Annotated in this window: 18 protein-coding genes, 1 tRNA gene and 1 pseudogene; 5 read left to right on the top strand and 15 right to left on the bottom strand. The window is 67.6% G+C overall.

The window, feature by feature from the left end; genetic code table 11:
• Positions 1–198, bottom strand: a pseudogene (locus C1I89_RS11890) (threonine transporter RhtB); the annotation flags it as partial.
• A gap of 41 nt (positions 199–239) precedes the next feature.
• Positions 240–1,736, bottom strand: a complete 1,497-nt coding sequence (locus tag C1I89_RS11895; protein ID WP_181390939.1) for a DEAD/DEAH box helicase — start codon at positions 1,734–1,736, stop codon at positions 240–242.
• Positions 1,737–2,041: 305 nt separating this feature from the next.
• Between C1I89_RS11895 and C1I89_RS11900 the strand changes: the two genes are divergently transcribed.
• Positions 2,042–3,517 (top strand): YdgA family protein, encoded by a 1,476-nt coding sequence (locus tag C1I89_RS11900; protein ID WP_102772990.1) that lies wholly within the window; start codon positions 2,042–2,044, stop codon positions 3,515–3,517.
• A 77-nt stretch (positions 3,518–3,594) separates the two neighbouring features.
• On the opposite strand, the gene C1I89_RS11905 is transcribed toward C1I89_RS11900, so the two are convergent.
• The 8 genes from C1I89_RS11905 to C1I89_RS11940 all read right to left on the bottom strand — a co-directional run bounded on the left by C1I89_RS11905 (position 3,595) and on the right by C1I89_RS11940 (position 14,316).
• Positions 3,595–4,800, bottom strand: coding sequence for a metal-dependent hydrolase family protein (locus tag C1I89_RS11905; protein WP_102772991.1), 1,206 nt, complete (start codon positions 4,798–4,800; stop codon positions 3,595–3,597).
• A 17-nt stretch (positions 4,801–4,817) separates the two neighbouring features.
• Positions 4,818–6,548 (bottom strand): ABC transporter ATP-binding protein, encoded by a 1,731-nt coding sequence (locus C1I89_RS11910; RefSeq protein WP_102772992.1) that lies wholly within the window; start codon positions 6,546–6,548, stop codon positions 4,818–4,820.
• A gap of 7 nt (positions 6,549–6,555) precedes the next feature.
• Positions 6,556–7,482 carry an ABC transporter permease gene (locus C1I89_RS11915; RefSeq protein WP_102772993.1) on the bottom strand — a complete coding sequence of 309 codons (927 nt, stop codon included), beginning with the start codon at positions 7,480–7,482 and terminating at the stop codon, positions 6,556–6,558.
• Positions 7,483–7,492: 10 nt separating this feature from the next.
• Positions 7,493–8,464, bottom strand: a complete 972-nt coding sequence (locus tag C1I89_RS11920; protein ID WP_102772994.1) for an ABC transporter permease — start codon at positions 8,462–8,464, stop codon at positions 7,493–7,495.
• Positions 8,465–8,580: 116 nt separating this feature from the next.
• Positions 8,581–10,191 (bottom strand): ABC transporter substrate-binding protein, encoded by a 1,611-nt coding sequence (locus C1I89_RS11925; protein ID WP_102772995.1) that lies wholly within the window; start codon positions 10,189–10,191, stop codon positions 8,581–8,583.
• Positions 10,192–10,535: 344 nt separating this feature from the next.
• Positions 10,536–11,924 carry a GTPase/DUF3482 domain-containing protein gene (locus C1I89_RS11930; RefSeq protein WP_102772996.1) on the bottom strand — a complete coding sequence of 463 codons (1,389 nt, stop codon included), beginning with the start codon at positions 11,922–11,924 and terminating at the stop codon, positions 10,536–10,538.
• Positions 11,917–13,344, bottom strand: coding sequence for a DUF2868 domain-containing protein (locus C1I89_RS11935; RefSeq protein WP_102772997.1), 1,428 nt, complete (start codon positions 13,342–13,344; stop codon positions 11,917–11,919). The genes C1I89_RS11930 and C1I89_RS11935 overlap by 8 nt, the downstream gene beginning before the upstream one ends.
• Before the next feature lie 78 nt (positions 13,345–13,422).
• Positions 13,423–14,316 (bottom strand): helix-turn-helix domain-containing protein, encoded by an 894-nt coding sequence (locus tag C1I89_RS11940; RefSeq protein WP_102772998.1) that lies wholly within the window; start codon positions 14,314–14,316, stop codon positions 13,423–13,425.
• Between the two features lie 129 nt (positions 14,317–14,445).
• Here C1I89_RS11940 and C1I89_RS11945 point away from each other — a divergent pair, with 129 nt between their 5' ends.
• Positions 14,446–15,345: a DMT family transporter gene (locus tag C1I89_RS11945; protein WP_102773514.1), complete on the top strand. Its 900-nt coding sequence runs from the start codon at positions 14,446–14,448 to the stop codon at positions 15,343–15,345.
• Positions 15,346–15,366: 21 nt separating this feature from the next.
• On the opposite strand, the gene C1I89_RS11950 is transcribed toward C1I89_RS11945, so the two are convergent.
• Positions 15,367–16,587: an aminotransferase class V-fold PLP-dependent enzyme gene (locus tag C1I89_RS11950; protein WP_102772999.1), complete on the bottom strand. Its 1,221-nt coding sequence runs from the start codon at positions 16,585–16,587 to the stop codon at positions 15,367–15,369.
• Between the two features lie 106 nt (positions 16,588–16,693).
• Positions 16,694–16,769: transfer RNA gene (locus tag C1I89_RS11955), tRNA-Asn, on the bottom strand.
• A gap of 154 nt (positions 16,770–16,923) precedes the next feature.
• On the opposite strand from C1I89_RS11955, the gene C1I89_RS11960 reads away from it, so the two are divergent.
• Complete coding sequence (locus C1I89_RS11960; RefSeq protein WP_102773000.1) at positions 16,924–17,685, top strand: Crp/Fnr family transcriptional regulator; 762 nt, start codon at positions 16,924–16,926, stop codon at positions 17,683–17,685.
• Positions 17,686–17,695: 10 nt separating this feature from the next.
• Here C1I89_RS11960 and C1I89_RS11965 read toward each other — a convergent pair whose 3' ends face one another.
• The 3 genes from C1I89_RS11965 to C1I89_RS11975 are packed head-to-tail and all read right to left on the bottom strand — an operon-like array spanning position 17,696 to position 20,534.
• The gene (locus tag C1I89_RS11965; RefSeq protein ID WP_102773001.1) at positions 17,696–18,970 is read right to left on the bottom strand and encodes an NnrS family protein; all 1,275 of its coding nucleotides are present in this window, start codon (positions 18,968–18,970) and stop codon (positions 17,696–17,698) included.
• Positions 18,967–19,746 carry an ABC transporter ATP-binding protein gene (locus C1I89_RS11970; protein WP_102773002.1) on the bottom strand — a complete coding sequence of 260 codons (780 nt, stop codon included), beginning with the start codon at positions 19,744–19,746 and terminating at the stop codon, positions 18,967–18,969. Before C1I89_RS11970 ends, C1I89_RS11965 begins: the two co-directional genes overlap by 4 nt.
• Positions 19,743–20,534 carry an ABC transporter permease gene (locus C1I89_RS11975; RefSeq protein WP_102773003.1) on the bottom strand — a complete coding sequence of 264 codons (792 nt, stop codon included), beginning with the start codon at positions 20,532–20,534 and terminating at the stop codon, positions 19,743–19,745. Before C1I89_RS11975 ends, C1I89_RS11970 begins: the two co-directional genes overlap by 4 nt.
• A 338-nt stretch (positions 20,535–20,872) precedes the next feature.
• On the opposite strand from C1I89_RS11975, the gene C1I89_RS11980 reads away from it, so the two are divergent.
• Together C1I89_RS11980 and C1I89_RS11985 are read left to right on the top strand one after the other, a co-directional pair.
• Positions 20,873–23,872, top strand: coding sequence for a TonB-dependent receptor domain-containing protein (locus tag C1I89_RS11980; protein ID WP_181390940.1), 3,000 nt, complete (start codon positions 20,873–20,875; stop codon positions 23,870–23,872).
• A 63-nt stretch (positions 23,873–23,935) separates the two neighbouring features.
• Entirely contained in the window at positions 23,936–24,823 is an 888-nt protein-coding gene (locus tag C1I89_RS11985) for a Slam-dependent surface lipoprotein (RefSeq protein WP_102773005.1), read from the top strand.
• Positions 24,824–24,905 lie beyond the last annotated feature (82 nt).

Genomic DNA, 24,905 nt, shown 5'->3' on the forward strand with positions numbered 1-24,905 from the left:
GGCCAGCACCGCGCCCAGGCCCACGGCCACGACCACGAACTGGAACAGGATGCCCATGATCAGGCCGGCCGTGTTCCAGTAGCCGCGCGCGAACCCGTACTTCAGCCCGGAAGACATGGCCGAGATCGCGCCCGCGCCGGGCGAGAACGAAATGGCCCAGGAGGCCAGGAAAAACGTCAACCAGGTGGATAAGGGCATGGCGCGGGTCCGTGATCGCGGTTCTGGGGTTGCCGGTGATATTACTTGCTCAGCAGCGCGGCGCGCGCGGGGCGTCCCGCGCCGCCATTGCCGGCCGGACGGGCGGCGCCTTCCGGACGGCGATGGTTCTGCTGCGGGCGGTTTTCGTTGCGGCCGGCGTGGGCCGGGCGGTCGGCGGGCTTGCCGTCGCGCGGGGCGTGGCTGGCGCGGCCTTCGCCGGCGCGGGCCGGCGCCGGCGCGCGGCCGCCGGCGGCCGAACGGGGCTGGCCCTGGGCCGGACGTCCGCGCCCGCCATTGGCGTTGCCGCCGCGGCCGTTGCGGTTGCCGCCGCGCGGGCTGCGGTTGTCTTCCTCGCGCTCCTGGCGCTCGTAGGCGGCGGCGCTGGTGGCGGGCGGGGTCCAGCCTTCGACCGGCTTGCGCTCGATGGTCTTCTTGATCAGGCGCTCGATGTCCTTGAGCAGCTTGATTTCGCTGTTGTCGACCAGCGAGACCGCGGCGCCGGTGGCGCCGGCGCGGCCGGTGCGGCCGATGCGGTGCACGTAGTCCTCGGGCACGTTGGGCAGCTCGAAGTTCACCACCTGGGGCAGCTGGTCGATGTCCAGGCCGCGCGCGGCGATGTCAGTGGCCACCAGCACCGCCACGGAGCTGTCCTTGAAGCCGGCCAGCGCGCGGGTGCGGGCCGACTGGCTCTTGTTGCCGTGGATGGCGGCGGCGGTCAGGCCGTCCTTGACCAGCTTTTCGGCCAGGCGGTTGGCGCCGTGCTTGGTGCGCGTGAACACCAGCACCTGGTGCCAGCCGCTTTCGCGGATGATGTGGCTGAGCAGGTCGCGCTTGTGGTGCTGTTCCACCATGTGCACGGTCTGGGTGACCAGCTCGGTGGCGGTGTTGCGCGGGGTCACGGAGACCTCGCCGGGATTGTTCAGCACGCCGCGCGCCAGGGTGCGGATGTCGTCGGAGAAGGTGGCCGAGAACAGCAGGTTCTGGCGCTGCTTGGGCAGCAGCGCGAGGATCTTGCGGATATCGCGGATGAAGCCCATGTCCAGCATGCGGTCGGCTTCGTCCAGCACCAGGATCTCGACGCCGGACAGGTCGATGGTTTTCTGGCCGCAGTGGTCCAGCAGGCGGCCGGGCGTGGCCACCAGGATGTCCAGCGGCTTTCTCAGCGCGGAGATCTGCGGGTTGATATTGACGCCGCCGAACATCACCATGGACGTCAGCGACGTGTACTTGCCGTAGGTCTGCACCGATTCCGCGACCTGCGCGGTCAGTTCGCGCGTCGGGGTCAGGATCAGGCAGCGCGGGCGGCCGGGCTTTCTCTGCTCGGGTTTTTTCTGCATCAGCAGATGCAGGATGGGCAGCGTGAAACCGGCGGTCTTGCCGGTGCCCGTCTGGGCGGCGGCCAGCAGGTCGCCGCCTTTGAGCACCTGCGGAATGGCCTGGGCCTGAATGGGAGTGGGCGCGGTATAGCCGGTCTCGGCGATGGCACGCAACAGGGAATCAGCCAGCCCGAGGTCGGCGAAAGGGGAAGAGGTAGTCAAGACAACTCCAACGGCAGCCCGTCGCTCAAGTTGAGAGACTCCAATCCAGGCGGACGAACAAGGAGAAAAGGGAAGCGCCCTGATGGGCGAGGCTTGGCAGCGAAGGGCCTAGCGGACGTGTGCAGATTGGCAAAACACACGCAACGATTGTAGCCGATGTGGCGCTGCAGCACCGGTTCACGGGGGCGGATGCGTATCACCAGGTAACAAATAGCAGCGCCTGTGCACCAAATAAGTGTTTTCCCTAGGCTCCACTCCCTATAATCCGTGCGCTTTCCTCCATATTTGAAGAACAAAGGGTTGTTATGAAGAAATCGGCAGTAGTGGGCGTGGTCGTCGCGCTGGGCGCGGTCTGGACCGGCACGGCGTGGTACACGGGCCAGAAGGCCGAGGCCTTCGTCAAGCAATCGGTCGAGCAGGCCAACGTCGAACTGCAGAAATTCGGCGAGAAGTGGGGCGTGGCCGCCGTGGTCGAGCTGGTGTCGTTCGAGCGCGGCGTGTTCTCGTCGACCGAGCGCTACCGCGTGAAGATCACCGAGCCCGCGGCCGACGGCAAGCCGGCCCAGGAACATGAGATCCAGTTCGTCGAGCACCTGGACCACGGCCCGTTCCCGCTGTCGAACCTGAAGTCCGGCTCCTTCGCCCCGGCCATGGTGGCCAGCCGCTTCCAGCTCGAAGAAACGCCCGCCGTCAAGGATTGGTTCGCCGCCACCAAGGGCGTCGTGCCGCTGTCGGGCGCCTACAGCGTCAGCTACGCCAGGAACGTCGCCGGCACGTTCGACATGGCGCCGGTCGAGTTCGCCAAGGACGACACCAGCCTGTCGTTCTCGGGCATGAAGGGCGACGTCACCTACGCCACCGACAGCAAGCACGGCACCATCGCGCTGGCCGCCGAAAGCCTGGTGGCCGCCGGCCCGGCCTCCGAGGACAGCGACATCGAGCGCATGGCCCTGCAGGGCCTGACGCTGACCAGCGACATGACGCCCGGCAAGAACGACATGTATGTGGGCAGCCAGAAGCTGGGCATCAAGAACTGGACCATCACGTCCAAGGAAAAGCCGCCGGTCCAGCTCAAGGACACCAGCATGGCCGTCGACATGACCGAAGCCGACGCCACCGTGGGCGCCAAGATGGTGCTCGACCTGGGCATGATCAACATCCAGGAAAAGGACATGGCCGGCGCCAAGCTGGTCATCGACGCCCAGCGCCTGGACGCCAAGGCGTTCAAGGCCATCAACGACGTCTACGAAGCCGCTTCGCGCCGCATGCTGCAAAGCGATGACGAAGAGCAGGCGCCCGAGTTCACCGATGAAGAGAAGCAGGTGCTCAAGACCAACGTCGAACTGCTGCTGGCCGGCAACCCGACGCTGAACGTGGCGCCGCTGGAAGTGCGCACCGCCAACGGCACCTCGACCTTCACGCTGGACCTGGACCTGACCAAGCCCGCCACGATGGACGGCGAGTTCGCCGACACCGCCAAGGATGTGGTGCGCAAGCTCGCGGCCAGGCTGGTGCTGTCCAAGGCCAACCTGAGCGACCTGATGGCCATCGAGCCGCAGGTGCGCGGCGTGCCGGCCGAGCAGGCCCTGCAGACCGCCAAGGGCCAGGCCGAGATGGTGGGCACCATGGCCACGGCGATGGGCCTGGCCAAGATCGAAAACGACAACATCGTGACCTACCTGAACTACGCCGACGGCCAGGTGGACTTCAACGGCAAGAAGATGCCGGTCGAGCAGTTCCTGATGATGGTGCTGAGCGGCGCGATGGGCGGGGGGCGCTGAGCGTCTGCCGCAGTCGTGGCCAAGGCCGCCGCGCATCGGGCGCGGCGGCTTTTTTCATGGCGCGTCCGCGCGCCGGATCACGACGGCAAGGCGCCCGCGGCCAGCTCCCCGTGGCGCAGCACGGCCACGTGGAAGCGCTTGTCGGCGGCCTTGAGAATGTCCTGCGTGGGGTCGCCCTGCACCAGCAGCAGGTCGGCCACGTTGCCTTCGGCGATCACGCCGTGGCGGTCCAGTCCCATCAGGTCGTGGCCGCGCGAAGTGCCCGCGATCAGCGCGTCGACCGGCGTCATGCCGAATTCCACCATGTAGGCCAGCTCCATGGCGTTCTCGCCGTGCAGGTTGAAAGGCGTGCCGGCGTCGGTGCCCATGGCGATGCGGCCGCCCGCCTTGTAGTACATCTGGAAGGACTCGCGGTGGCGCTGCTCGACCGCGCGGGCCTTCTCCACCGCATAGGCCGGAATCCCGTTGTCGGCGTTGGCGATGATGTTGCGCACCGCGGCGATGGTGGGCACCAGGTAGGTTTCGGCCTCCAGCATTTCGCGCAGGCAGTCGTCGTCCATGAAGATGCCGTGCTCGATCGAGTCGATGCCGGCGCGCACCGCGTTCAGGATGCCTTGCGTGCCCTGTGCATGGCTGGCGGTGCTCTTGCGAAAGCGCTTGGCCTCGTGCACGCCCGCCTTCATTTCCTCCGCGCTGTAGTGCGCGTCCATGGGGCTTACGCCCGGCGTCATCACGCCGCCGGTGGCCATGATCTTCACCAGGTCGCAGCCGGCGTGAACCTGCTCGCGCACCGCCTTGATCACTTCCTCGCAGCCGTCGGCGACGCGGCCGATGCGGTTGCCGTGGCCGCCCGTCATGCAGATGATGCGGCCCGAGGCGCGGATGGTCGGCCCGGAAAACACGCCGCGCGCGATCGCGTCGCGGACCCCGAATTCCAGGTAGTCCTTGCCGCCGCAATCGCGCACCGCGGTGACGCCGCCGCGCAGGCTGGCCTGGGCGTTCTCCAGCGCCGTCAGCGTGATCTGGGCAGGCCCCTGTTTGCTCAGTTGCGCGTTGGGATCGGCGCCGCCGGTATAGACCAGGTGGACGTGGCAATCGGCCAGGCTGGGCATCAGCGTCATGCCCTCGGTGCGTACCCTGGCGCCGGCGTAGCCGGAGAATTCGCCGGCCGGCGCCACCCGCGCCACGCGCTGGCCTTCGACCAGCACGCCGTGCCCGGGCAGCAGCGCGCCCTTGCCGTCGAATACCTGGCCGCCGATGAAAAGCGTCTGTGGTGTCGTCATGTCCGCTCCGGATTGGGTTAGCCCGCCACCACGTCCAGCCCCTCCCGGGACATGGACTGCAGGCGCGGCATGAGCCCCAGCAGATGTTTGCTGTACGGATGCTGGGGCCGCTCGAACAGGTCTTCGGTGGCGGCGACTTCCAGCAGTTCGCCGTAGCGCATCACGCCCACGCGGTCGCACATCTGGCGGATCACCGGCAGATCGTGGCTGATGAACAGCATGGTCAGCCCCAGCTCTTCCTGCAGGTCCTTGAGCAGGTTGAGGATCTGCGCCTGGATCGAGACGTCCAGGGCCGAGGTCGGCTCGTCGCAGATCAGGAAGCGGGGGCGCGTGGCCAGGGCGCGCGCGATGCAGATGCGCTGGCGCTGCCCGCCCGAGAACTCGTGCGGAAAGCGTTCGGCCGCGCGCCCGCCCAGGCCGACCACGTCGAGCAGGTCGGCCACGATGCGGCGCGCCTCGGCCTCGCTGGCGGCCAGCTTGTGGAAGCGGATCGGCTCGGCCACGATGTCCAGCACGCGCATGCGCGGATTGAGCGAGGAGAACGGGTCCTGGAAGATCATCTGGATCTGCCGCCGGAACGGGTTGAGCTGCCTTTCCCCCTTGAGTGCGGTCAGTTCGACGCCGCCAAAATTCACCGACCCCGCGCTGGGCGTGTACAGCCCGGAAATCAGGCGCGCCACGGTGGATTTGCCCGAGCCCGATTCGCCCACCAGGCCGAACACCTCGCCTTCGGCGATGGAAAAATTGACGCGCTTGACCGCGTCCAGCGTGCGCTGGTTGCGCTTGAAGAACGCGCTCTTGAGCACGAAGCGCATGCTCAGGTCGCGCACCTGCACCAGCGGGCCGTCCGTGCGCGCGCCGAAGTCGCGCCGCTGCCCCAGCCAGTGCGTGGCCAGGTCCAGCGGCTGCGACGGCGTCTTGACGTCCTCGATGTAGGTGACCAGCGGAAACCGCTTGAGCTTGATGTCCGGGCGCGGCACGGCCGAGATCAGGCTGCGCGTGTAGGGATGGTCGGGGTCGCCCAGGATCTTGGCGGTGGGGCCCTGCTCGACCAGCTTGCCGTGGTACAGCACCGCGACGCGGTCGGTCACGTCCGCGATCACGCCCATGTCGTGGGTGATGATGATCATGCCCACCTGCTCTTCGCGGCACAGGCGCTTGAGCAGCTCCAGGATCTGCGCCTGGATCGACACGTCCAGCGCGGTGGTGGGTTCGTCGGCGATGATGACTTCGGGTTCGCAGCACAGGGCCAGCGCGATCACCACGCGCTGGCGCATGCCGCCGGAGAACTGGTGCGGGTATTGCTTGACGCGCAGCTCGGGCTGGTCGATGCCGACCTGTTCCAGCAGCTGCACGGCGCGTTTCTGCGCCTGGGCGTGCGACAGGTTCAGGTGCACCTGCATGGTTTCGACCAGCTGGCTTTCCACCGTCTGCAACGGGTCCAGCGAAGTCAGCGGGTCCTGGAAGATCATGCCGATGCGGCGGCCGCGCACGCGGCGCTGCTGCGCCGGGCTCAGGGTGTCGATGCGTTCGCCGTTGAGCAGCACCTCGCCGCCGGCCAGCCGTCCCGGCGCTTCCAGCAGCCCGATCACGGCGTTGCCGATGGTCGATTTGCCGGCGCCGGATTCGCCCACCACGCCCAGGATTTCGCCTTTTTCCAGCGCCAGCGATACGCCGTCCACCGCCACCAGCGTGCCGCGGCGGCTGGGGAATTCGATGCGGATGTCTTCGATGTTCAACAGGGCCATGGCGTCCTCAGCGCAGCTTGGGGTTGAGCGCGTCGCGCAGCCAGTCGCCCAGCAGGTTGACCGACAGCACCAGCGCCACCAGCGCGATGCCGGGGAAGATGGAGATCCACCACATGCCCGAGAACAGATAGCTGTTGCCGATGCGGATCAGCGTGCCCAGCGACGGCGCGGTCGGCGGCACGCCCACGCCCAGGAACGACAGCGTGGCTTCGGTGATGATGGCGATCGCCAGGTGGATGGTGGCGATGACCAGCACCGGTCCCATGACGTTGGGCAGGATGTGGCGGCGCAGGATGGTGATCGGGCCGATGCCGATCAGGCGCGCCGCCTGCACGTATTCCTTGTTGCGCTCGACCAGCGTGGAGCCGCGCACCGTGCGCGCATACTGCACCCAGCCGGAGATGCCGATGGCGAAGATCAGCACGTACAGCGCGAGCTGGTCATGCAGGTCGCGCGGCAGCAGGCCGCGCGCCACGCCGTCGATCAGCAGCGCCACCAGGATGGCGGGAAACGACAGCTGCACGTCGGCGATGCGCATGATGAAGCTGTCGACCCGGCCGCCGGCATAGCCGCTGATCAGGCCCAGCGTCACGCCCAGCACCATCGAGAACAGCACCGAAGCGAAGCCCACCAGCAGCGACACGCGCGAGCCGTACAGCACGGCCGACAGGATGTCGCGGCCCTGGTCGTCGGTGCCGAGCAGGAAATCCGGGCTGCCGCCCTCTTCCCAGGACGGCGGGGTGTTGGCGTCCATGATGCTCAGGGAAGCCAGGTCGAAGGGGTTGTGCGGCGCGACGATGGGCGCGAACAGCGCGCCCAGCAGGATGGCCAGCGTGACGATGGCGGCGATGATGGCGCCGGGCGTGCGCTTGAAGCTGTGCCACAGGTCGCTGTCGGCGGCGCGCGAAAAGAAAGGGGCGATGCGGGCGATCATGCTGATTCCTTTATTTTCTCTGCACGCGCAGGCGCGGGTCGACGGCGAAGTACAGCAGGTCGACGATCAGGTTGATGACCACGAACATGAAGGCGATCAGCACCAGGTAGGCCGCCATCACGGGGATGTCCACCATGCTGATGGCCTGGATGAACAGCAGCCCCATGCCGGGCCACTGGAACACGGTTTCCGTGATGATGGCGAAGGCGATGATGGAGCCCAGCTGCAGCCCCGTGATCGTGATGACCGGCACCATGGTGTTCTTGAGCGCGTGGCGGAAATTGATCAGCCGTTCGGGCAGGCCGCGGGCGCGCGCGAACTTGATGAAGTCGGCGCGCAGCACCTCCAGCATCTCGGCGCGCACCAGGCGCATGATCAGCGTCATCTGGAACAGCGCCAGCGTGATGGCCGGCATGATCAGCGCCTGCCAGCCCGACTTGGTCAGAAAGCCCGTGGTCCACCATCCCAGGCTCACCACGTCGCCGCGGCCGAAGCTGGGCAGCCAGCGCAGCTGCACGCCGAAGAACAGGATGAGCAATATGCCGATCAAAAAGGTGGGCAGCGAGATGCCGGCCAGCGATATCGCCATGAAGGCCTTGGACAGCACGCCGTGGCGCTTGAGCGCGGTGTAGATTCCCATCGGGATGCCCAGCACCAGCGCCATCACCGCGGAAACGAAAGACAGTTCCAGCGTGGCCGGCATGCGTTCTTCGAGCAGTTCGCTGACGGGGCGGCGATGGCGGTACGAGATGCCGAAATCGCCGCGCACGGCGTCGGCCACGAAATGCGCGTACTGCACCACGAAGGGATCGTCCAGGCCCAGCTGCTCGCGCAGCTGCGCCCGTTGTTCGGGCGTCGTGTCCTGGCCGACCATGCTGGCGATGGGATCGCCCACGTAGCGGAACATGGCGAACGCGATCAGCGCCACCGTCAACATCACCAGCACCGACTGGATAAGCCGTTGCGCAATAAAGGAAAGCATTAGGAGTGCCCCTCTGGTTCGGATAACGCCGGGCCGCGTTTCGCTGCTTGCGCAAAGCGGGGCTGGGCCGGGCGCGCCCGGGCGGCGCGCGCCGACCGGGCCTTTGCGTCAAGCCGTCAGGGCATCACGACGTCGCGCAGGTCGAGCACGTCGTCGGCGCGCTGCACGACCTGGATGTTGTCCTTCACGCCCCAGGACATGGGCTGCTGGTGCAGCGGCAGATAGCCGAAGTCGCTGCGCACGATGCCGAAGGCTTCCTTGATCATCGCGTTGCGCTTGGCCTGGTCGGTCTCGACGCCGATCTTGGCGGTGAGTTCGTCGACCTTCTTGTTGCAGTAGCCGCCCAGGTTGAACTGCCCCGCGGCCGTCTTGGCGTCGCGGCACGACGTCAGGTTCAGCAGCGTGTTGTGCGCGTCGGTCGAGCTTGGCGTCCAGCCCAGCATGTACATGCTGGTCTGGTTGCCGGCCTGCAGCAGGATCTTGCCGAAGTACTTGGACTTGGTCTGCGCCAGCAGATTGATCTTGATGCCCACGCGCGCCAGCATGCCGGCCACCGCCTGGCAGACCTTTTCGTCGTTGACGTAGCGGTCGTTCGGGCAGTCCATGGTGACGGTGAAGCCCTTGGGATACCCGGCCTCGGCCAGCAGCTTCTTGGCGCGTTCGGGGTCCGGCTTGTAGGGCGCGCCGAAGGATTCGTCATAGCCGTTGATCGCCGTGGCGATGAGCGAGCCCAGCGGCTTGGCCGCGCCGCGCATGATCTTTTCGTTGATGGCCTTGGTGTCCACGGCCAGCACCACCGCTTCGCGGACCTTGGGGTCCTTGAACGGGTTCTTGCCCTTGACGTCCGAGAACAGCAGCTCGTCGCGGTCCTGGTCCATGCCGATGAAGATGGCGCGGGCTTCGGGCGCGGTCAGCGGCTTGACGCCCTTGGCGTCTTCCAGGCGCTTCCAGTCCTGCACCGGCACCGGCTGCACCAGGTCCATCTCGCCCGAGATCAGCGCGGCCACGCGCGTCGCTTCCTGCGTGATCGGCTGGAAGATGACCTCGTCCACGTTGGTCTTGATGTTCTTGTTCCAGTAGCCGTCGAAGCGCTTGAGCACCGTCTTCACGTCGGGCTGGCGTTCGGCCAGCATGAAGGGGCCGGTGCCGTTGGCGTGCAGGTTGGCGTAGTTGCCCTGGTTGTCGCCCTTGACGTTGGTGGCCTCGGTGGTCTTGTTCTTCTCCGACCACGACTTGCTCATGATGTACAGGAACACCCACTCGCGCGGCAGGATCGGGTTGGGCGTCGGGGTGATGACCTCGATGGTGTAGTCGTCGATCTTCTTGATGTCGGACGCCTTGGCGCCGTAGCCCTTCATGTCCGAACCGGGGGTCAGGCTGCGCTTCCACGAGAAGATCACGTCGTCTGCCGTGAACGGCGAGCCGTCATGGAACTTCACGCCCTTGCGCAGCTTGAACACCCACTTCGTGGGCTCCGGGTTTTCCCAGCTTTCGGCCAGCAGCGGGGTCAGTTTCAGGTTGCCGTCGTAGCCGGCCAGCGTTTCGTAGATATTGCCCTGGAAGCCCAGCGTGAACGTTTCGTTCAGGGCCATCGGGTCCATGGAAGTGGCGTCGCCCTGGTACGACCAATGGAAGGTCTTGGCGGCGACGGCGCTGGCGCTGAACGCCAGCGATGCCGCGACGGCCGCAGCCAGCGCCGCTTGCTTCAGGTGGGGAAAAGTACGCATAGCCCTCATGCTCCGTGTGATGCGCGGATAGCGCGACAGAAGTGATAGGCCCCTGGCCCCATCGGGGCGGGGCATGGCGTTGCTGCTTACGACGAAAGGCGGAGCGGGGTCGAACGGGATGCAGCGCGAAGCGCGCGCGGGCCGGTGATGGCGCGGCCGGGAATCACTGCGTGGGACTTCGAATTCACGATCGATCCAACCCCTTGTGATTATCATGACGGGGACGGACCCGCCGATGCAAAACGAATCTTATAGACGCATTCGTTTAAGCGTCAATCGGTTTGGATTGGGGTTAGTACGCGCTTGCCGCCGGCCTTGAATGGTGCGTGCCGCGGCCCTGCGGGTCAGGCGGGGAGCGGCGGCTGCGAAGCCAGGGTTTTCGCCAATTCGCCGACGATGCGCTTGCGCCGTTCGCTGTCTTCGTAGTGTTCGCCCAGCGCCGACCACTCGGGCCGGCTGCGCGCTTCTTTCAGCGCTTCGGGCAGCGGGCCCTTGCGCCAGGCCTCGTCATCCGGGCGGTCCAGCTGCAGCGGTTCGCGCGCGGCATGCCCGCGGCGCTCCAGCGCTTCGATCAACTGCCGCTGGCGCAGCGCCAGCAGGCGCAGCACGGCGTCGTCCACGCTCAGTTCGCGCCAGCCGCGCAGCTTGCCGGCCATGCGCTTGCCCAGTTTCTCCACGCCCTGCCACAGGCCGCCGGCGGCGGCCCCGATCAGCATGCCGGTGCCCAGGCTCAGGCCGGCGCTGAGCAGGTCCACCGCGGCGCCCGCCATCGCGCCGGCGGCCGCGCCCATGCCCACCTGCACGCCCATGTCTTTCAAGGCCTGCGGATGGAACAGATCCATGCCCCAGCGTTCGCCGGCCAGCGGCAGCGCATCGCCCGCAAAATCGGAACGACGGAAGTTGTAGAGCGCCAGCAGGGCTTCGACGCAGGCCTGCTCGCGCTGGCGCACCAGCGTGCGCAGGCGCTCGGAAGCGGCGGCCAGCGCCGCTTCGTCGCTGGCGCTGGCCAGGTGCAGCGCGGCCGCGTCGACCAGCAGGTCGGCCAGCATTTCGTAGGCGGCCGCGCGCCGCGCGCGGCGCTGCGCGGCCAGGCTGTCGGCCAGTTGCGCCAGCGCGCCGGCGTGGCGGTCCAGCAGCACCCCGAGCTTGGCGTACAGCTGTTGCTCGCCGTCCAGCGGCGGGGCGACGGTATCGAACTCCACCACCGCGTGCAGCCCCAGGCGGGCCATGGCGTCGCGCCATTCATCGGCGCGGTGCGCCGGCGCGTTGACGAAATTCAGCACCGGCAGCAGCGGCCGGCCGCAGGCGGCCAGGATGGCGAGTTCGTCGCGGTGCTTGCCGAGAACCGGATCGCGCGCGTCGATCACGTACAGCGCGGCGTCGCACTCCAGCATCTTGGCCAGCACCCGCGCTTCCTGTTCGTAGCGGCCATGCGCCTCGGGCGTGTCGAGAAAGCGGCGGATGCGCGCCGGGCCGTCCAGGCGTTCGCCGGGGCGGTCCAGCCGTTCCAGGTACTCCAGCAGCGAGATGCTGTCTTCCATGCCCGGGGTGTCGAACCATTCCAGCACCGCGCGCCCTTCCAGGCGCAGGCGGGCGCCTTCGACGTGGCGCGTGGTGCCGGGGCTGTCGGCGACCTCGCCGAAGCCGGTGTCGCGCGTCAGCGTGCGCAGCAGCGAGGTCTTGCCGGTGTTGGTGTGGCCGACCAGCGCGATCTTGATGAGGGCGTCAGCCATCGCCGGCCTCCAGCCAGGCATAGGGCGCGGCCGACGACTGCACGACGGCCTGGGCCGGCAGACCCAGCGCCAGCAGGCGTTCGCGCCACAGCGGCGCGCGGCTGGCGACAGGGGCCTGCGCCGCTGGCGGGATCAGCCAGACGCGGGTCTGGGCCGCGTGCGCGGCCAGTTCCGCGATCAGCGACAGCGTGCCGCGGTCGGGCGTCTGGCGCGCGTCGCAGGCGATCAGCAGGCGCGTGGCGGCGGTGTTGGCCAGCGCATCCAGCACGCGGTTGCGCTCCTCGCGGGTGTCCAGGTTGCCGGCCTGCTGCACCGCCGCCGGCACGTCCGCGGGCGGCCATTGCAGGTCCTGCGGCAGCTCCAGCCCCAGGATCACGGGGCGGCCGTCCAGGGCGGGCGGCGGGGCCGCGCGCACCCGCGGCTCATGCAGCGGATCGACCGGGCGGTCGATGCCGCTGGACAGGGCGGGCGGCTCCAGCCGGTCGCGCAGCGCCGCGAATCCGGGCAGCGCGGGATCGATGCGCAGGCGGCGCAGCGCGCGCAACGCGGCGGCCGCGCACAGCGTCCCGGCCAGCAGGCGCGGCACGATGCCGTAGACCACCAGCACCCCGATCAGCCAGACCGACCACTGCACCTGCGCGTCGGCGGGCAGGACCTGGGCGCCGTCGCTGGCGCGCACCACCGCGGCGTCCGGCAGCGGAAAGCCGAGCTGCGCCGGCAGCCATCCCACGGCCTGCGTGAGCGTCACGAAGGTGTCGGGCGCCAGCAGCGTGGTGGCCCAGATGAAGCGGTAGCTGGCGGTGGACAGCACCGCCAGCAGCGCGGCCAGGGCCGCGCACAGGGCGGTCAGCCACAGCAGGTGGCTGACGGCGCCGAACAGGCCGCGCAGCGCGCCGGCGCGGGCCAGCAGGTTCAGGAAGGCTTGCGGCACCAGCGCGCCGTCCGGGCCGCGGGCGAGCTTGCGCGTGGCCCACAGCCACAGTCGGCCCAGCCCGGTCGCGCTGGAGGCCTTGAACAGAAAACTCGCCAGCCACAGCAGGAAGGTCAGCGCGTGCAGGCCGAGCAAGGCGCCCAGCGCCCACAGCACGTTGACCGGGCGCGTGCCGTCTCCCAGCGCGCCGAGCGCGGCGGCGGCGCCGGAAACCGCGGCCAGCGCGAACAGCGCGGCCAGGATGGCCAGCGCGCTGCGCCGCCAGGCGTCGACCAGCGGGACGAGCTGCTCGCGTTGCGCCAGCAGCGCGGCGCGGGCCAGGATGCGGGCCGGCAGGCCGGCGTCCAGCTGGCGCACGCGGCGCACTGCGTCGGCGTCTTCCAGCGGGCCCCAGTGCGCTTCGCGCAGGCGGACGAGTTCGGCCAGCCAGTGCGCGCGCAGGCGGCTCGGATCGGCGGATTCAGGGTCGCGAGAGGTCGAAGACGGCATCGCGTCGGGGCAGGCGCGGTCAGGCCCTACGGGCGGTCCCCCATTGTAGACCGCGCGGCCGCGGAAACAGGGCCGGAACTAGTGCGCCGTCCTGTGGGCGCTGCGGTACTGGCCGGGCGTGGCCCCGACCGCGTCGCGGAACACGCGCGCCAGGTGGCTGGCATTGCCGAAACCGCAGGCCTGGGCGATGCCGGCCAGGTCGCCCTTGCCGGCCGCCAGCAGCCCGCGTGCGCGCGCGATGCGCCTGGCCCGCACCCAGGCGTGCGGCGGTTCGCCGAAAGAGGCATGGAACATGCGGGCAAAGTGATAGGTCGACAGCGCGGCCACGCCGGCCAGCTGGTCCAGCGTGAGCGGTTCGGCCAGATGGGCCTCGACGTAGTCCATGACCCGGCGGCGCACGGCGGGCGCCAGGCCGCCCCGGGCCGGCGCGCCGGCCTTGCGCGCCACGCCCTGGTCGAGCAGGTGGTGCAGCACGGTCTCGGCGGCGCTGCTGGCCGCCAGGCGGTCGGCCGGCTGGTTCCAGTCGGTGCCCAGCAACTGCCGGCAGACGTCGATCAGCGACGCGTCCTGGATATAGGTGCGGTCGCGCAGCTCCAGCGTGCGCGGTTCGCGGTCCAGCCGCAGCACCGCCTCGCGCGCCAGGCGTTCGGGCGCGATGTACAGGTGCAGGAAATGCACCGGATCGTTCATGCTCCAGCGCGAGTAATGCTCGGCCGGCAGCACGCAGAACTTGCCGGCGCCGCCGTGCAGCGCATCGTGGCCCAGGCGGAAGGACTTGTCGCCGCCGCGCAGGTAGAGCGACAGCGTGTGGTGGCCCGGCGCGTCGTAGCCCATGGTCTCGCAGGCGCTGCGCGACCATTGCGAGATCGCCATGCCCTCGCCCAGCGTCACGGCGCGCGCCAGCCTCGCGGTGGAGCGCGACAGCGTGCGGAAAACGGAGAAGTCGGTCGGAGCCGATGCGACGGGAGCCATAGGATTGAAATGCTACTGCGATCTCGCGTGCGGCGCGCGCGCGAACCACCAAAAAACCGCAAGAAACGGCAATCCAAAACGCGCCCGGACGCGCATACTGGCCGTCCGTTTCTGCCGCAAGCCCTCAACGTGAACCTGTTCCTGTATTTCCTCACCGTCGTCATCTGGGGCACCACCTGGATCGCCATCAAGTTGCAGCTGGGCGTGGTCGCCATACCGGTATCGATCTTCTACCGCTTCGCGCTGGCCGGATTGATCCTCTTCGGCGCCCTGCTGCTGACCCGCAAGCTGCAGCGGCTGGACCGTCGCGGCCACTGGCTGTGCGTCGGCCAGGGGCTGTGCCTGTTCTGCCTGAACTTCCTGTGCTTCTACACCGCCACGCAATGGATACCCAGCGGCCTGGTGTCGGTGGTGTTTTCCGCGGCCACGCTGTGGAACGCGCTGAACGCCCGCCTGTGGTTCGGCACGCGCATCGCGCCGCGCGTGATGGTGGCCGGCGCGCTCGGCTGCTGCGGCCTGGTGCTGCTGTTCTGGCCGGAACTGGCCGGCCAGGAGGCCAGCCATGAAACCCTGCTGGGCCTGGGCTTCGCGCTGCTGGGCACGTTCTGCTTCTCCACCGGCAACATGCTGTCGTCCCTGCAGCAGCGCGCCGGCATCCGGCCGCTGACCGGCAATGCCTACAGCATGCTGTACGGCGCGGCCATTCTGCTGGCCGGCTGCCTGGCCGCCGGCCTGCCCTTCGAGTTCGACGGCTCGGCCTCGTATGTGGGCGCCCTGCTGTACCTGGCCATTCCCGGCTCGGTGATCGGGTTCACCGCCTACCTGACGCTGGTCGGGCGCATGGGGCCGGCGCGCGCCGCGTACTGCACGGTGCTGTTTCCGGTCGTGGCGCTGAGCGTGTCGGCCTACGCCGAAGGCTATCACTGGACGCCCACGGCGCTGCTCGGCCTGGGCCTGGTGATGCTGGGCAACCTGCTCGTGTTCACGAAATGGTCGCCCTTCGCGCGCCGCGCCGGGATTGCGTCCTAGAAACTGGGTCGGGATTGAGTCCTAAATGCTGCGCAACGCCTCCAGCAGCCGGTCGATCTCCTCCGCGCTGGTCAGGTAGCTGACCGACGCCCGCGCGATCTGCGTCAGGCCGCGGGCCTGCATGTCCAGCGGCGTGTAGGGCACGCCGTTGCTGCCGATGGTCACGCCGCGTTCGGCCAGGGCGCGCTGCACCGATACGGCGTCGCGCCCCGCCATATTGAACGACACCAGCCCCGAGCGCTCGCGGCCTTGGTCCAGCACCGTGATGCCGGCGATGTCCTCCAGTTGGGCGCGCAGCGTCTCGGCCGCCGCGTCGATGCGCATGCGGATCGCGTCCACGCCGATATCCAGCGCTTCCTGCAAGGCGTTGGCCAGGCCGCAGCGCAGCGCCAGCGAGTTCTCGGCGGATTCCAGGCGCGCCGCGTCCTGGCGCAGCACCGGCTGGCCGTCGGCGCCCAGCGGCGCCGAATGCGTGTCGACGCAGGCCGGGATCAGCTTGTCCAGAAAGTCCCGCCGCACGTACAACAGGCCGGTGCCGCGCGGGCCGCGCAAGGCTTTGCGCCCCGCGCCGGACAGCACGTCGCAGCCGATCTCCGCCACGTCCACCGGCAACTGGCCGACGGCCTGGGCCGCGTCCACGAAGTAGGCGATGCCGTGGCGCCGCGCCACCTGTCCGATGGCGGCGGCCGGGTTGATGAGGCCGCCGTTGGCGGGCAGCCAGGTCAGCGCGATCAGGCGCACTCGCTCGTCCAGCATGGCCTCCAGCGCCTGCGGGTCCGCGCAGCCGCTTTCGTCGGAAGGAATGGTCTCCACGATGGCGCCCGTGCGCTGCGCGGCCAGGCGCATGGCCGCCAGATTGCCGCCCCATTCGTGGCGGCCGACCAGAATGCGGTCGCCGGGCCGCCAGGGTGGCAGCGCGGCGAAGGCCGCGCTCCAACCGGGCGAATTGCCGCCGGTCAGCGCGATCTCTTCCGGCTGCGCATTGAGCAGACGCGCCGCCAGCAGGCGGGCGCGCTCGGTCTGTTCGCGCGCGGCCACGCCGGCCTCCATCGGCCCCATCGTGGCTTCGCGCTGCAGATGCGCGTGGATGGCCTCCAGCGTGCCGGTCGAAGGCAGCGATGCGCCCGCATGGTTGAAGTGCACGGTGCTTCGCAGGCCCGGCGTCCGGGCGCGCAGCGATTCCAGGGTGGAGTCGGTAAGAAGGGAAGCAGTCTGAAGGGAAGCAGTCTGGGAGGCGGGCATGAAGGCTTCGGCGAGGCGGTGGAACCCTCATGCTATCGGTTGCGCGGCGTTCGTCCAAATGCAAAAGGCCCGCAACGAATTGCGGGCCTTTCAGTACTGCATTCTTTGGCTCCCCGAGCTGGGCTCGAACCAGCGACCTGCGGATTAACAGTCCGTCGCTCTACCGACTGAGCTATCGGGGAACAGGTAGAGGGGCCGAATTATGCACAAAAAATGGAAAGAATGCAAAACGGGCCGGACGATGCAAGGTGCTTTTACATCATTGCGATTGATAACTGTTCTTATTAATATAAGGCGCGTGCCGACGAGGTGCTACTACTCGCTACAGGAACCCCCATGCATTCCTCATTCCTGAACAAGGCACTGCTAAGCTTCCCGGCGTTCAAGCAGGCCAACCGGAGCACCCTGGAGGCGCTCGCCTCGAGCGCGCGGCGCATGGTGCTATCACCCAAACAGCACTTGTTCCATATGGGCGAGGCCGCGGAACACTTCTTCTGGATCGAGCGCGGTGGCCTCATCATGTACCTGCCCAGCTACAACGGCGACGAGAAAGTCGTGCAGACGCTGGAAGGCGGCTGCCTGGTCGCCGCCACCGTCATGTTCTCAGACAACCGCGACTATCCGCTGTCCGCGCAGGCCAGCGCGCGCACCGTGCTTTACCGCCTGGACCGCGAGCCGCTGCTCGACATGGCGCGCCATTCGCCGGCCTTCGCCTATACGCTGCTGCAGATCGTCTCCAGCCACGTGGTGCACGCCATCAACCGCATCGATCTGCTGACCATCACCAACGCCACGCAGCGCCTGGTCACCTATCTGCTGGACCTGTACCGCGAACACGGCAGCGCATGGATCACGCTGCCGGCCAGCCACGCCGTGCTGGCGCGCCAGCTCAACATGACGCCCGAAAACCTGTCGCGCACGCTGGGCGCGTTCCGGCGCGCCGGGCTGATCGGCGGACGCAATCGCGAACTGGTGCTGCTCGACGTCGACGCGATGTGCCGCCATGCGCGCCTGCCGCCGCCGGGGCCGAAGTTCGCCAGCCGCCACAGCGTGGCCGCGCAGGACAGCGCGCTGTTTCGCTGCTGCTCGCTGCACTGAGGCCCGCGCTTCAGCAGCGCGTGCCGTGGCGCGACATCGGGCTGCGCTGCTTGCCCAGCGGTTCGGCGCAGCCCTGCTGTCCGTCGGTCCGCGGCCCGCACAGCACTGGCCACGCGTGCCACAGATAGGCCGCGAACACGCCGGTCCAGCCCAGGCCGGCGCCCAGCAGCAGCCATGACGCCCACGCGCCCAGCGCCGGCAGGCCGGCCGCGGCGCGCAGCAGGCCGGCCAGCGCCAGCACGGCGGCGGCCACGGGCACCCAGGGACGGCGATCCAGCCAGCGTCCCGCGTGTATGCGTCCGGCCAGGCTCATGATGGTGAAGATGGACAAGCCCATCGCGCCGGCCATCAACACATGGCGTCCCGACGACGCCGGCGCCAGTCCGGTCAGCCACGCCAGCCCCATCGCGCCGTAGCCCAGCGCGACCAGCCAGTAGCTGGCATACAGCATCAGCGCCCAGCGCGTGAAAAGCGCCTTGCCGATATGCCAGTCGTTGAGCAGGTTGAGCATGGCTGCCGCCGCCGCCAGCGCGGTCCAGCCGGTCACCGGCCCGCCGCCCAGCAGCCATTGCGCCACACTGCAGGCCGCGATGCAGAACACCGCCAGATGCCTGCGCGGCGGACGCGCCACGTAGCCGGCCAGCCCGGGCGGCGGCGCGCCGGGGCGGCCCGCTTCGATATAGCCGTTGACCACGTTCATGGATACGCGGCTGCCGGCCAGCACGATCAGAATCATCATCAGGTCTACGCCCACGTGCAGCCAGGCCAGCGCGTCCGCCTGCCGCAGCAGGGCCGTGAAATAGCCCGCCTGCGCCGCGCCCAGCGCGCCCAGCGCCCAGGCGAAGCCCAGGTGGCTGCGCGCCGGATCGCGCCACAGCGCCGGCGCCAGCCGCAGCAGCAGCGCCAGCACGAACGCCAGATTGCAGACGCCCGCCAGCACCACGCCGCTGCCGCCGGGCAGCCATTGCGCGGCCGCGTAGGCCACCCGCGCCGCCAGCCACAGCCCGGCCAGCGCCGCCAGCACGCCGGGCCGCGGCGGCGCGGCGCCCGTGAACTCCGGCACCGCCGTCAACAGAAACCCCGCTACCGCCGCCATGCCGAATCCGTACAGCAGTTCATGGCCATGCCAGAGCAAGACGCCGCCGGGCGGCCGCCAGCCGTCCAGCCCGGGCAGCGCGGACTGCAGCGCCAGCAGCCAGATCGCCAGGAACAGCACCGCGCTCGCGGTGGTCAGTACGAAGAACGGCCGAAAGCCGCAGCTGAACAGAGGATGCCGCAGGTTCATGCGCGCGCGCTCCCGGTTGCAAGGTCGGGCGCCTGCGGCGATGCGTCGGGCAGGCCGAAGCCGGCGCGCATGGCCGGGGTCTGGATGAGCTGCGCCGCCGTCTGGTAGATCCAGGCTTCATCGCGCCGCGACTGCGGCAGGCCGAGGGTGAACTCGTCCTGGATACGTCCGGGCCCCGGCGCCATCATGATGATGCGGTCGGCCAGCCGAACGGCCTCCATCAGGTCGTGCGTAATCATCAGCACGGCGGTGCCGCTGTGCTCGACCTGCCGGCGCAGCATGGCGTAGAACTCGAGTTTCAGACCGATATCCAGGGCCGAGAAAGGCTCGTCGAGCAACAGCAGGTCGGGCGCCAGCGCCAGCGCGCGGCCCAGCGCCACGCGGCTTTGCATGCCGCCGGACAACTCGTGCGGATACTTGCGCAGGTCCTCTTCGGCCAGCCCGAGGCGGCCGGCCCATTCGATGGCGCGCTGCCGCCGCGCCGCGGCGGGCAGGCCCAGCGCCTTCAACCCCATGCCGATATTGCCGACCACGTTCTTCCACGGCATGAGCCGCGGCTGCTGGAACATGCAGCCTATGCCCCGGAACCCGATATGCACCATGCCTTCGGAAGGCGCCAGCAGTCCGGCGACGATATGCAGCAAGGTGCTCTTGCCGCAGCCCGACGGCCCCATCAGCGCCAGCGTCTCGCCCGCGCGCAGATCCAGCGCGATCCCTTCCAGGACCTCGGACAGCCCGTAGCGCTGCGACAGTTCGCGGATGTGCAGCGCGCTCATGGATCGAGGCTGCGCCAGCGTTCGGCCATGCGCTTGAAGGGTTCCAGCAACAGGTATTCGGTCGTCAGCAGCAGCCCCAGCACGGCCACGACCCAGGCCATGGCGGCCGTGCTGTCGAGCTGCCCACGGGCCGCGCCCAGCGCCGCGCCGGTGCCGTCGGCCGCCGCCAGCAGTTCGGCCATCATCACCACTTTCCAGGAAGTGCCCAGCGCCGTGATCCAGGCCGGCAGCAGATACGAGGCCACGTGCGGCAACTGCACGTCGGCCAGCACCGCCCACCACGGCAGGCGGTAAACCCGCGCCACGTCCATGAGCTGGTTGTCCAGCGTGCGCGCGCCCTGCATGGCGCCGGCGAACACGATGGGCAGGCAGGCGATGAACACGGTGAACACCGGCGTCGCATCGCCCACGCCGAACCACAGCATGGCCAGCACCAGCCAGGCGATGGGCGGCATGCCCAGCAGCAGCGTGGCCAGCGGGCGCGACACCATCGCCGCCGTCAGCGAACGGCCCGCCAGCATGCCGAGCACGCTGCCCGCCAGCACCGCGCCGCCCAGCCCCGCCAGGCCCCGGCGCGCCGATATGGCCAGCTCCGGCACGGCCTCGCCCGCGGCCGTCATGGTCGCCAGCTTCATCATGGTCTCGGCCGGCCCCGGCAGGATCAGCGCGCCGTAATGCTGCGCCGCCAGTTCCCACAGGGCGCAGAACAGCAGCAGGCTGGCGATGGCGCCCCAGCCGCTCCAGAGATACGCCAGCACCGCGCCGCACGCGTCAAGCAAGCGGCGCATGGCTGACCCGCGCGTGGCGCATCGGTAGATCCGGCATGGAAAGTCACTCCCTTGAAGGCCGCGAATTCGATCCGCGAGTATCTGCGGCCCGGGAGCCCGGCCGTAATGACAATTGTCATCAACGGGCGGCCCGGCTCGCGAACCCGATGCGCCGCTTCGTCGAATTTTCAATCTTGATAATTATCATTATCGTTACCGATGCTGCGTTCGCACAATGGCCTCGCCACGCAGCCCTACGCACAACGGGTCACGCGGCTCTTCCCTACCCATCACCGTAAACAGGAAAGCCCGGGGGGCCCATGCACGTACCACATCGATTCACCGCCAGGACCTTGAGCTTGCTGCTTGCCGCGCTGGGCGCAACCAGCGTCCACGCGCTGCCGGCGCCCGCCCATCCGGAGGAAAAGCCGAAGGCGCAGCCAGACTCGGGCAAGAACAAGAACGTGCACGAGCTGCAGGAAGTGGTGGTCAAGGGCGATCGCACCGAGGACGAAACCGGGCACGACGACGTCTACGACAAGGACGTCTCGAATCTGTACGTGGACCGCCAGTACATGGAGCGCTATCAGGGCGTCTCGGTAGGCGACGTGTTCGCCGGCATGAACGGCGTCTACAACACCGACAACCGCAACGGCTCGGCGTTGTTCCCGAACATACGCGGCCTAGCCGGCAACGGCCGCATCCCTGTCACGGTGGACGGCACCGAGCAGTCGCTGGACGTCTGGATGGCGCTGCGCGGCATCAACAATCGCAACTACGTGGACCCCAACCTGTTCCGCAGCATCACGGTGGAAAAAGGCCCGTCCCTGACCCGCGACATCAAGAGCGGCATCGGCGGCTCGGTGGCGATCCGCACCATCGAAGCCAAGGACATCATTCCCGAAGGGCGCAACTGGGGCCTGGAATTCAAGGCCAGCACCGCCAGCGGATCGGTCAAGGATACGTCCGATCCCTTCGATATCGTAGGCATGGACTACCGCGACATTCCCGGCGCCTTCTCAGCGGCGCCGCTAGGGGCTCAGGCGGGCGTGGGTTTCACGGTGGCGAGATCGGAATTGCGAGACCGCGGCGAAGTGTCGCGTTTCAATCTGCACGACCGCAAAGTATTCATCAGCGGCGCCTATCGGCACCCGGTATTCGACCTGATGCTGGCCTATAGCGACGCCGTTCGTGGCAACTACTTTGCAGGCACGCGAGGCGCTGAAAATTTCCGCTCAAAGCCGGTCCCCCCCGGTACTTCCCTGCCGCAGAACCTGTATCCCAATTTGGCCAGGCTGTATGCGCCTGGCCGCGAGGTTCCCTATACCAGCACCTCGGCTGAAAGTTTGCTGTTCAAGAACAACTGGCATCTGCCTCACAACCAGAAAATCAGTCTTGCATACACCCGCAACAGGCTGGCGTTCGGCGAGTTGCCGGCTTTGGCGTCGGATTTTTTGATGGGCTTGGTTGATGCATATGATTTCGATATCGCTAGTGTCAAATTTCGATACCCCTATCCTGCCACTCGCGTCGATCAAACCATCTATCGGTTGGGTTATACGTTCAGACCCGAAGGTTCGCGCTGGATGGATCTGAAAGTGGCGCTCTGGCGCACCGTCAACGAGACCACGCGCTACCAGAACGGCGATACCACCTATCGGGTTTCTGAGAGCGATAATCCCTGGGATATTTGGGTGCAGGCATGTGTGTTCGACCCCACCCGTTCAATGTGCAATGTCGCGCCGCCTGCCAAGAAGCCAAACACCGATGGCCGCTACAACATTTTCATCGGCAATCAGCAGGACACCCGTTCAACCCGTACCGGGCTGGATCTGAGCAATCGCTTCCAGTTGACCGACAGCCTGGCGCTGACTGCGGCAGCAGACTGGCAATACGAACGCAAGACGGAATACCTGCCTGTGGATCAAGGCGGAGTAATGCTGGCCCTCAAGGCCTCTGTGGCGCTCGGCCCGGCCTCGGGCCGGCGCGAGGAGTACGGGGCGGGCCTGAATCTGGATTGGCAGGCCACCGAGAAGCTGCGCATCAGCACCGGGATACGCTATGGCAGCTATTGGAGCTTCGACGACGAAACCGACCAGGCCCGGGCCAGGAAGAACCCAGACTGGGCCCGCAAACAGATCGTTACGAGCCAGCTCGTTTATCACCAGCAGCTGGCCAGCGACGAGGAACTGGCGAGGTACTCCCGAGCAGTGGAGGCGGGCGCGGACTCGATAGAGTACGAGGAATGGGAAAAATACCGAACCGCCAATCGATTCGCCGGTGCAAATCCCAATCCTGATCTGGATACCGGGCTGCAATACTGGCTCGTCGAAACACCGGTCCCCCTTAGGAACGGCAAGGTCGACCGCTACGAAAACCCCTATTACAACGGCCAGCTCGATCTGGACGCAACCACGGTAGCGCAAGGCGGCACGCATCGGAAGTACAAGGCCATGAAAAACGCCGCCGTCATGTACGGTCACCGCATGCCCGCCGATCCCTGGAAGCGCCCCGATAAACGGCGCGGCCGCGCCTGGTCGTCGCAACTGGTGGCCTCGTACCAATTGGCCGAGCGCGCCCGCCTCTATGGCCGGCTGGCCAGCACCGCTCGCTTTCCCAGCATCCTGGAAGTCGCCAATCGCGGTGTGTGGGGTGAATTTCCGGTCAAGACCAAGCCCGAGCGCAGCCAGGCCTGGGAAACAGGACTGGCCTACAACCTGGGCGGGCTGCTGCAAGCCGTGCCCCAGGCCGACGTCAAGCTTAGCTACTACCACAACAGCATACGCAACTTCTACGACCGTACCGAAAGCATGAACGTCATCCAGTTCGATCGCAAGATCATGAGCGGGCTGGAGTTCCAAAGCCGGTTCGACAGTGGCCGCTTCTTCGGCAATCTGGGCGCCACCCTGCGGCTGCGCCAGGATATGTGCGATGCCGATTTCGCGGTGCAACTCGACCCCAGCTTCCACAGTTTCTCCACATGCATGCCTGGCGGCTTTCCAGGCAGCATGTCCTATTACGCACTGCAGCCTCGATATTCGATCAACCTGGACCTGGGGACGCGTCTGCTGGAGCGCAAGCTGAACCTGGGCGTGCGCATGCGCTATCACAGCCGCGCCGAGAACAAGAAGCTGGAACGTATTTCCCAGAGCGGGAGCGGCATATTGAACATGCGTCCCTACTACTGGGACCCGGTAATGCTGTTCGACCTGTATGCCGAATACAACTTCAGCCGCCGCGCCAGCGCGCGCCTGAGCGTGGAAAACCTGACCGATCTGTACTACCTCGACCCGCTTTCCAAGGTCGCGTCCCCGGGGCCGGGCCGCACCGTGCGGCTGGACGTGGCGCTGCGCTATTGAACGTGTTTTTGCCGGTTTTCGTGAAAACCGGCGCCTTCCCACTCCTCTCTACGGAGAATCATCATGAAGAAAACCCTTATCGCCACCGCCATCCTCGCCGTGGCCGCCTCGTCGGCGATGCACGCGCAAGCGGCCAACGTGCAGGGCGGCTCGTCGAATGGAACGATGGTCACCGTCGGCTACTCCAACTTCCCGCTCTTCATCACCACCCTCGGCTACACCGGGTTGAGCATGATGCGCACGGATGGCTGGCGCTCCTCCTACATCGACGTACATGGCGGACCGGTAAGCATCGTCGGAAGCCGGTCGGTGGCCAATAGCTCCGGTGCGTACTACGCGACCGTCCCCGTGTTTTCGTTCATCAAGGTCGCCCAGGTTTGGCACAGCACCCGCGATAGCGCGGCCAATGTCTACAGCATCCGCCAGGTGATGACCCCTTACTTGCCATTCTGGCCGCAATTCGGCGGCCTGGTCGTAGGCCAGGTCAAGGGCACCTCCAAGGGCAACGGCGTGTACTTCGGCGAATGGTCCAGGTCCGTTCCCTATCTCAACGCGGGCAACAGCACCGACCTGAACATGACCAGCGGCAGCCGCACCGTATGGTACGCGGGCGACAACGCCGTTACCCGCATGCCGACGCTGGTCGCCGCCAAGTATGACGTGACCGGCATCCGTCAGACCGGCGTGGGCGACAACATGCCGTACGCGCCCAAGCTGTACAAGGGTGTGCTCACCGCCAACTACAGCGGCGGCCGTGGCACGATCGATGGCGCCATCGCACGGGGCCGCGACCGTGTCGACTTCGCCGGCACCACCATTGCCTCCAACGGCAAGTTCACCAAGGGTGGCGCGATCGAAGGCCGCTTCTACAACAACGCGGAGGCGCTGGCCGGCATCTACAAGGGCCAGACCGCCGCCGACCACGTCGCGTTCGGGGGCTCACGCCGTTAAACCCCAGGCCCACAACTGAAGCAACAGGAGGACGAGCACGGGCCTCGCGCCGCCGCACCGGAAACCGTCGGTTGCGGCGGCG

The sequence above is a fragment of the Achromobacter pulmonis genome (assembly GCF_002885955.2).
Lineage (GTDB): Bacteria > Pseudomonadota > Gammaproteobacteria > Burkholderiales > Burkholderiaceae_B > Achromobacter > Achromobacter pulmonis_A.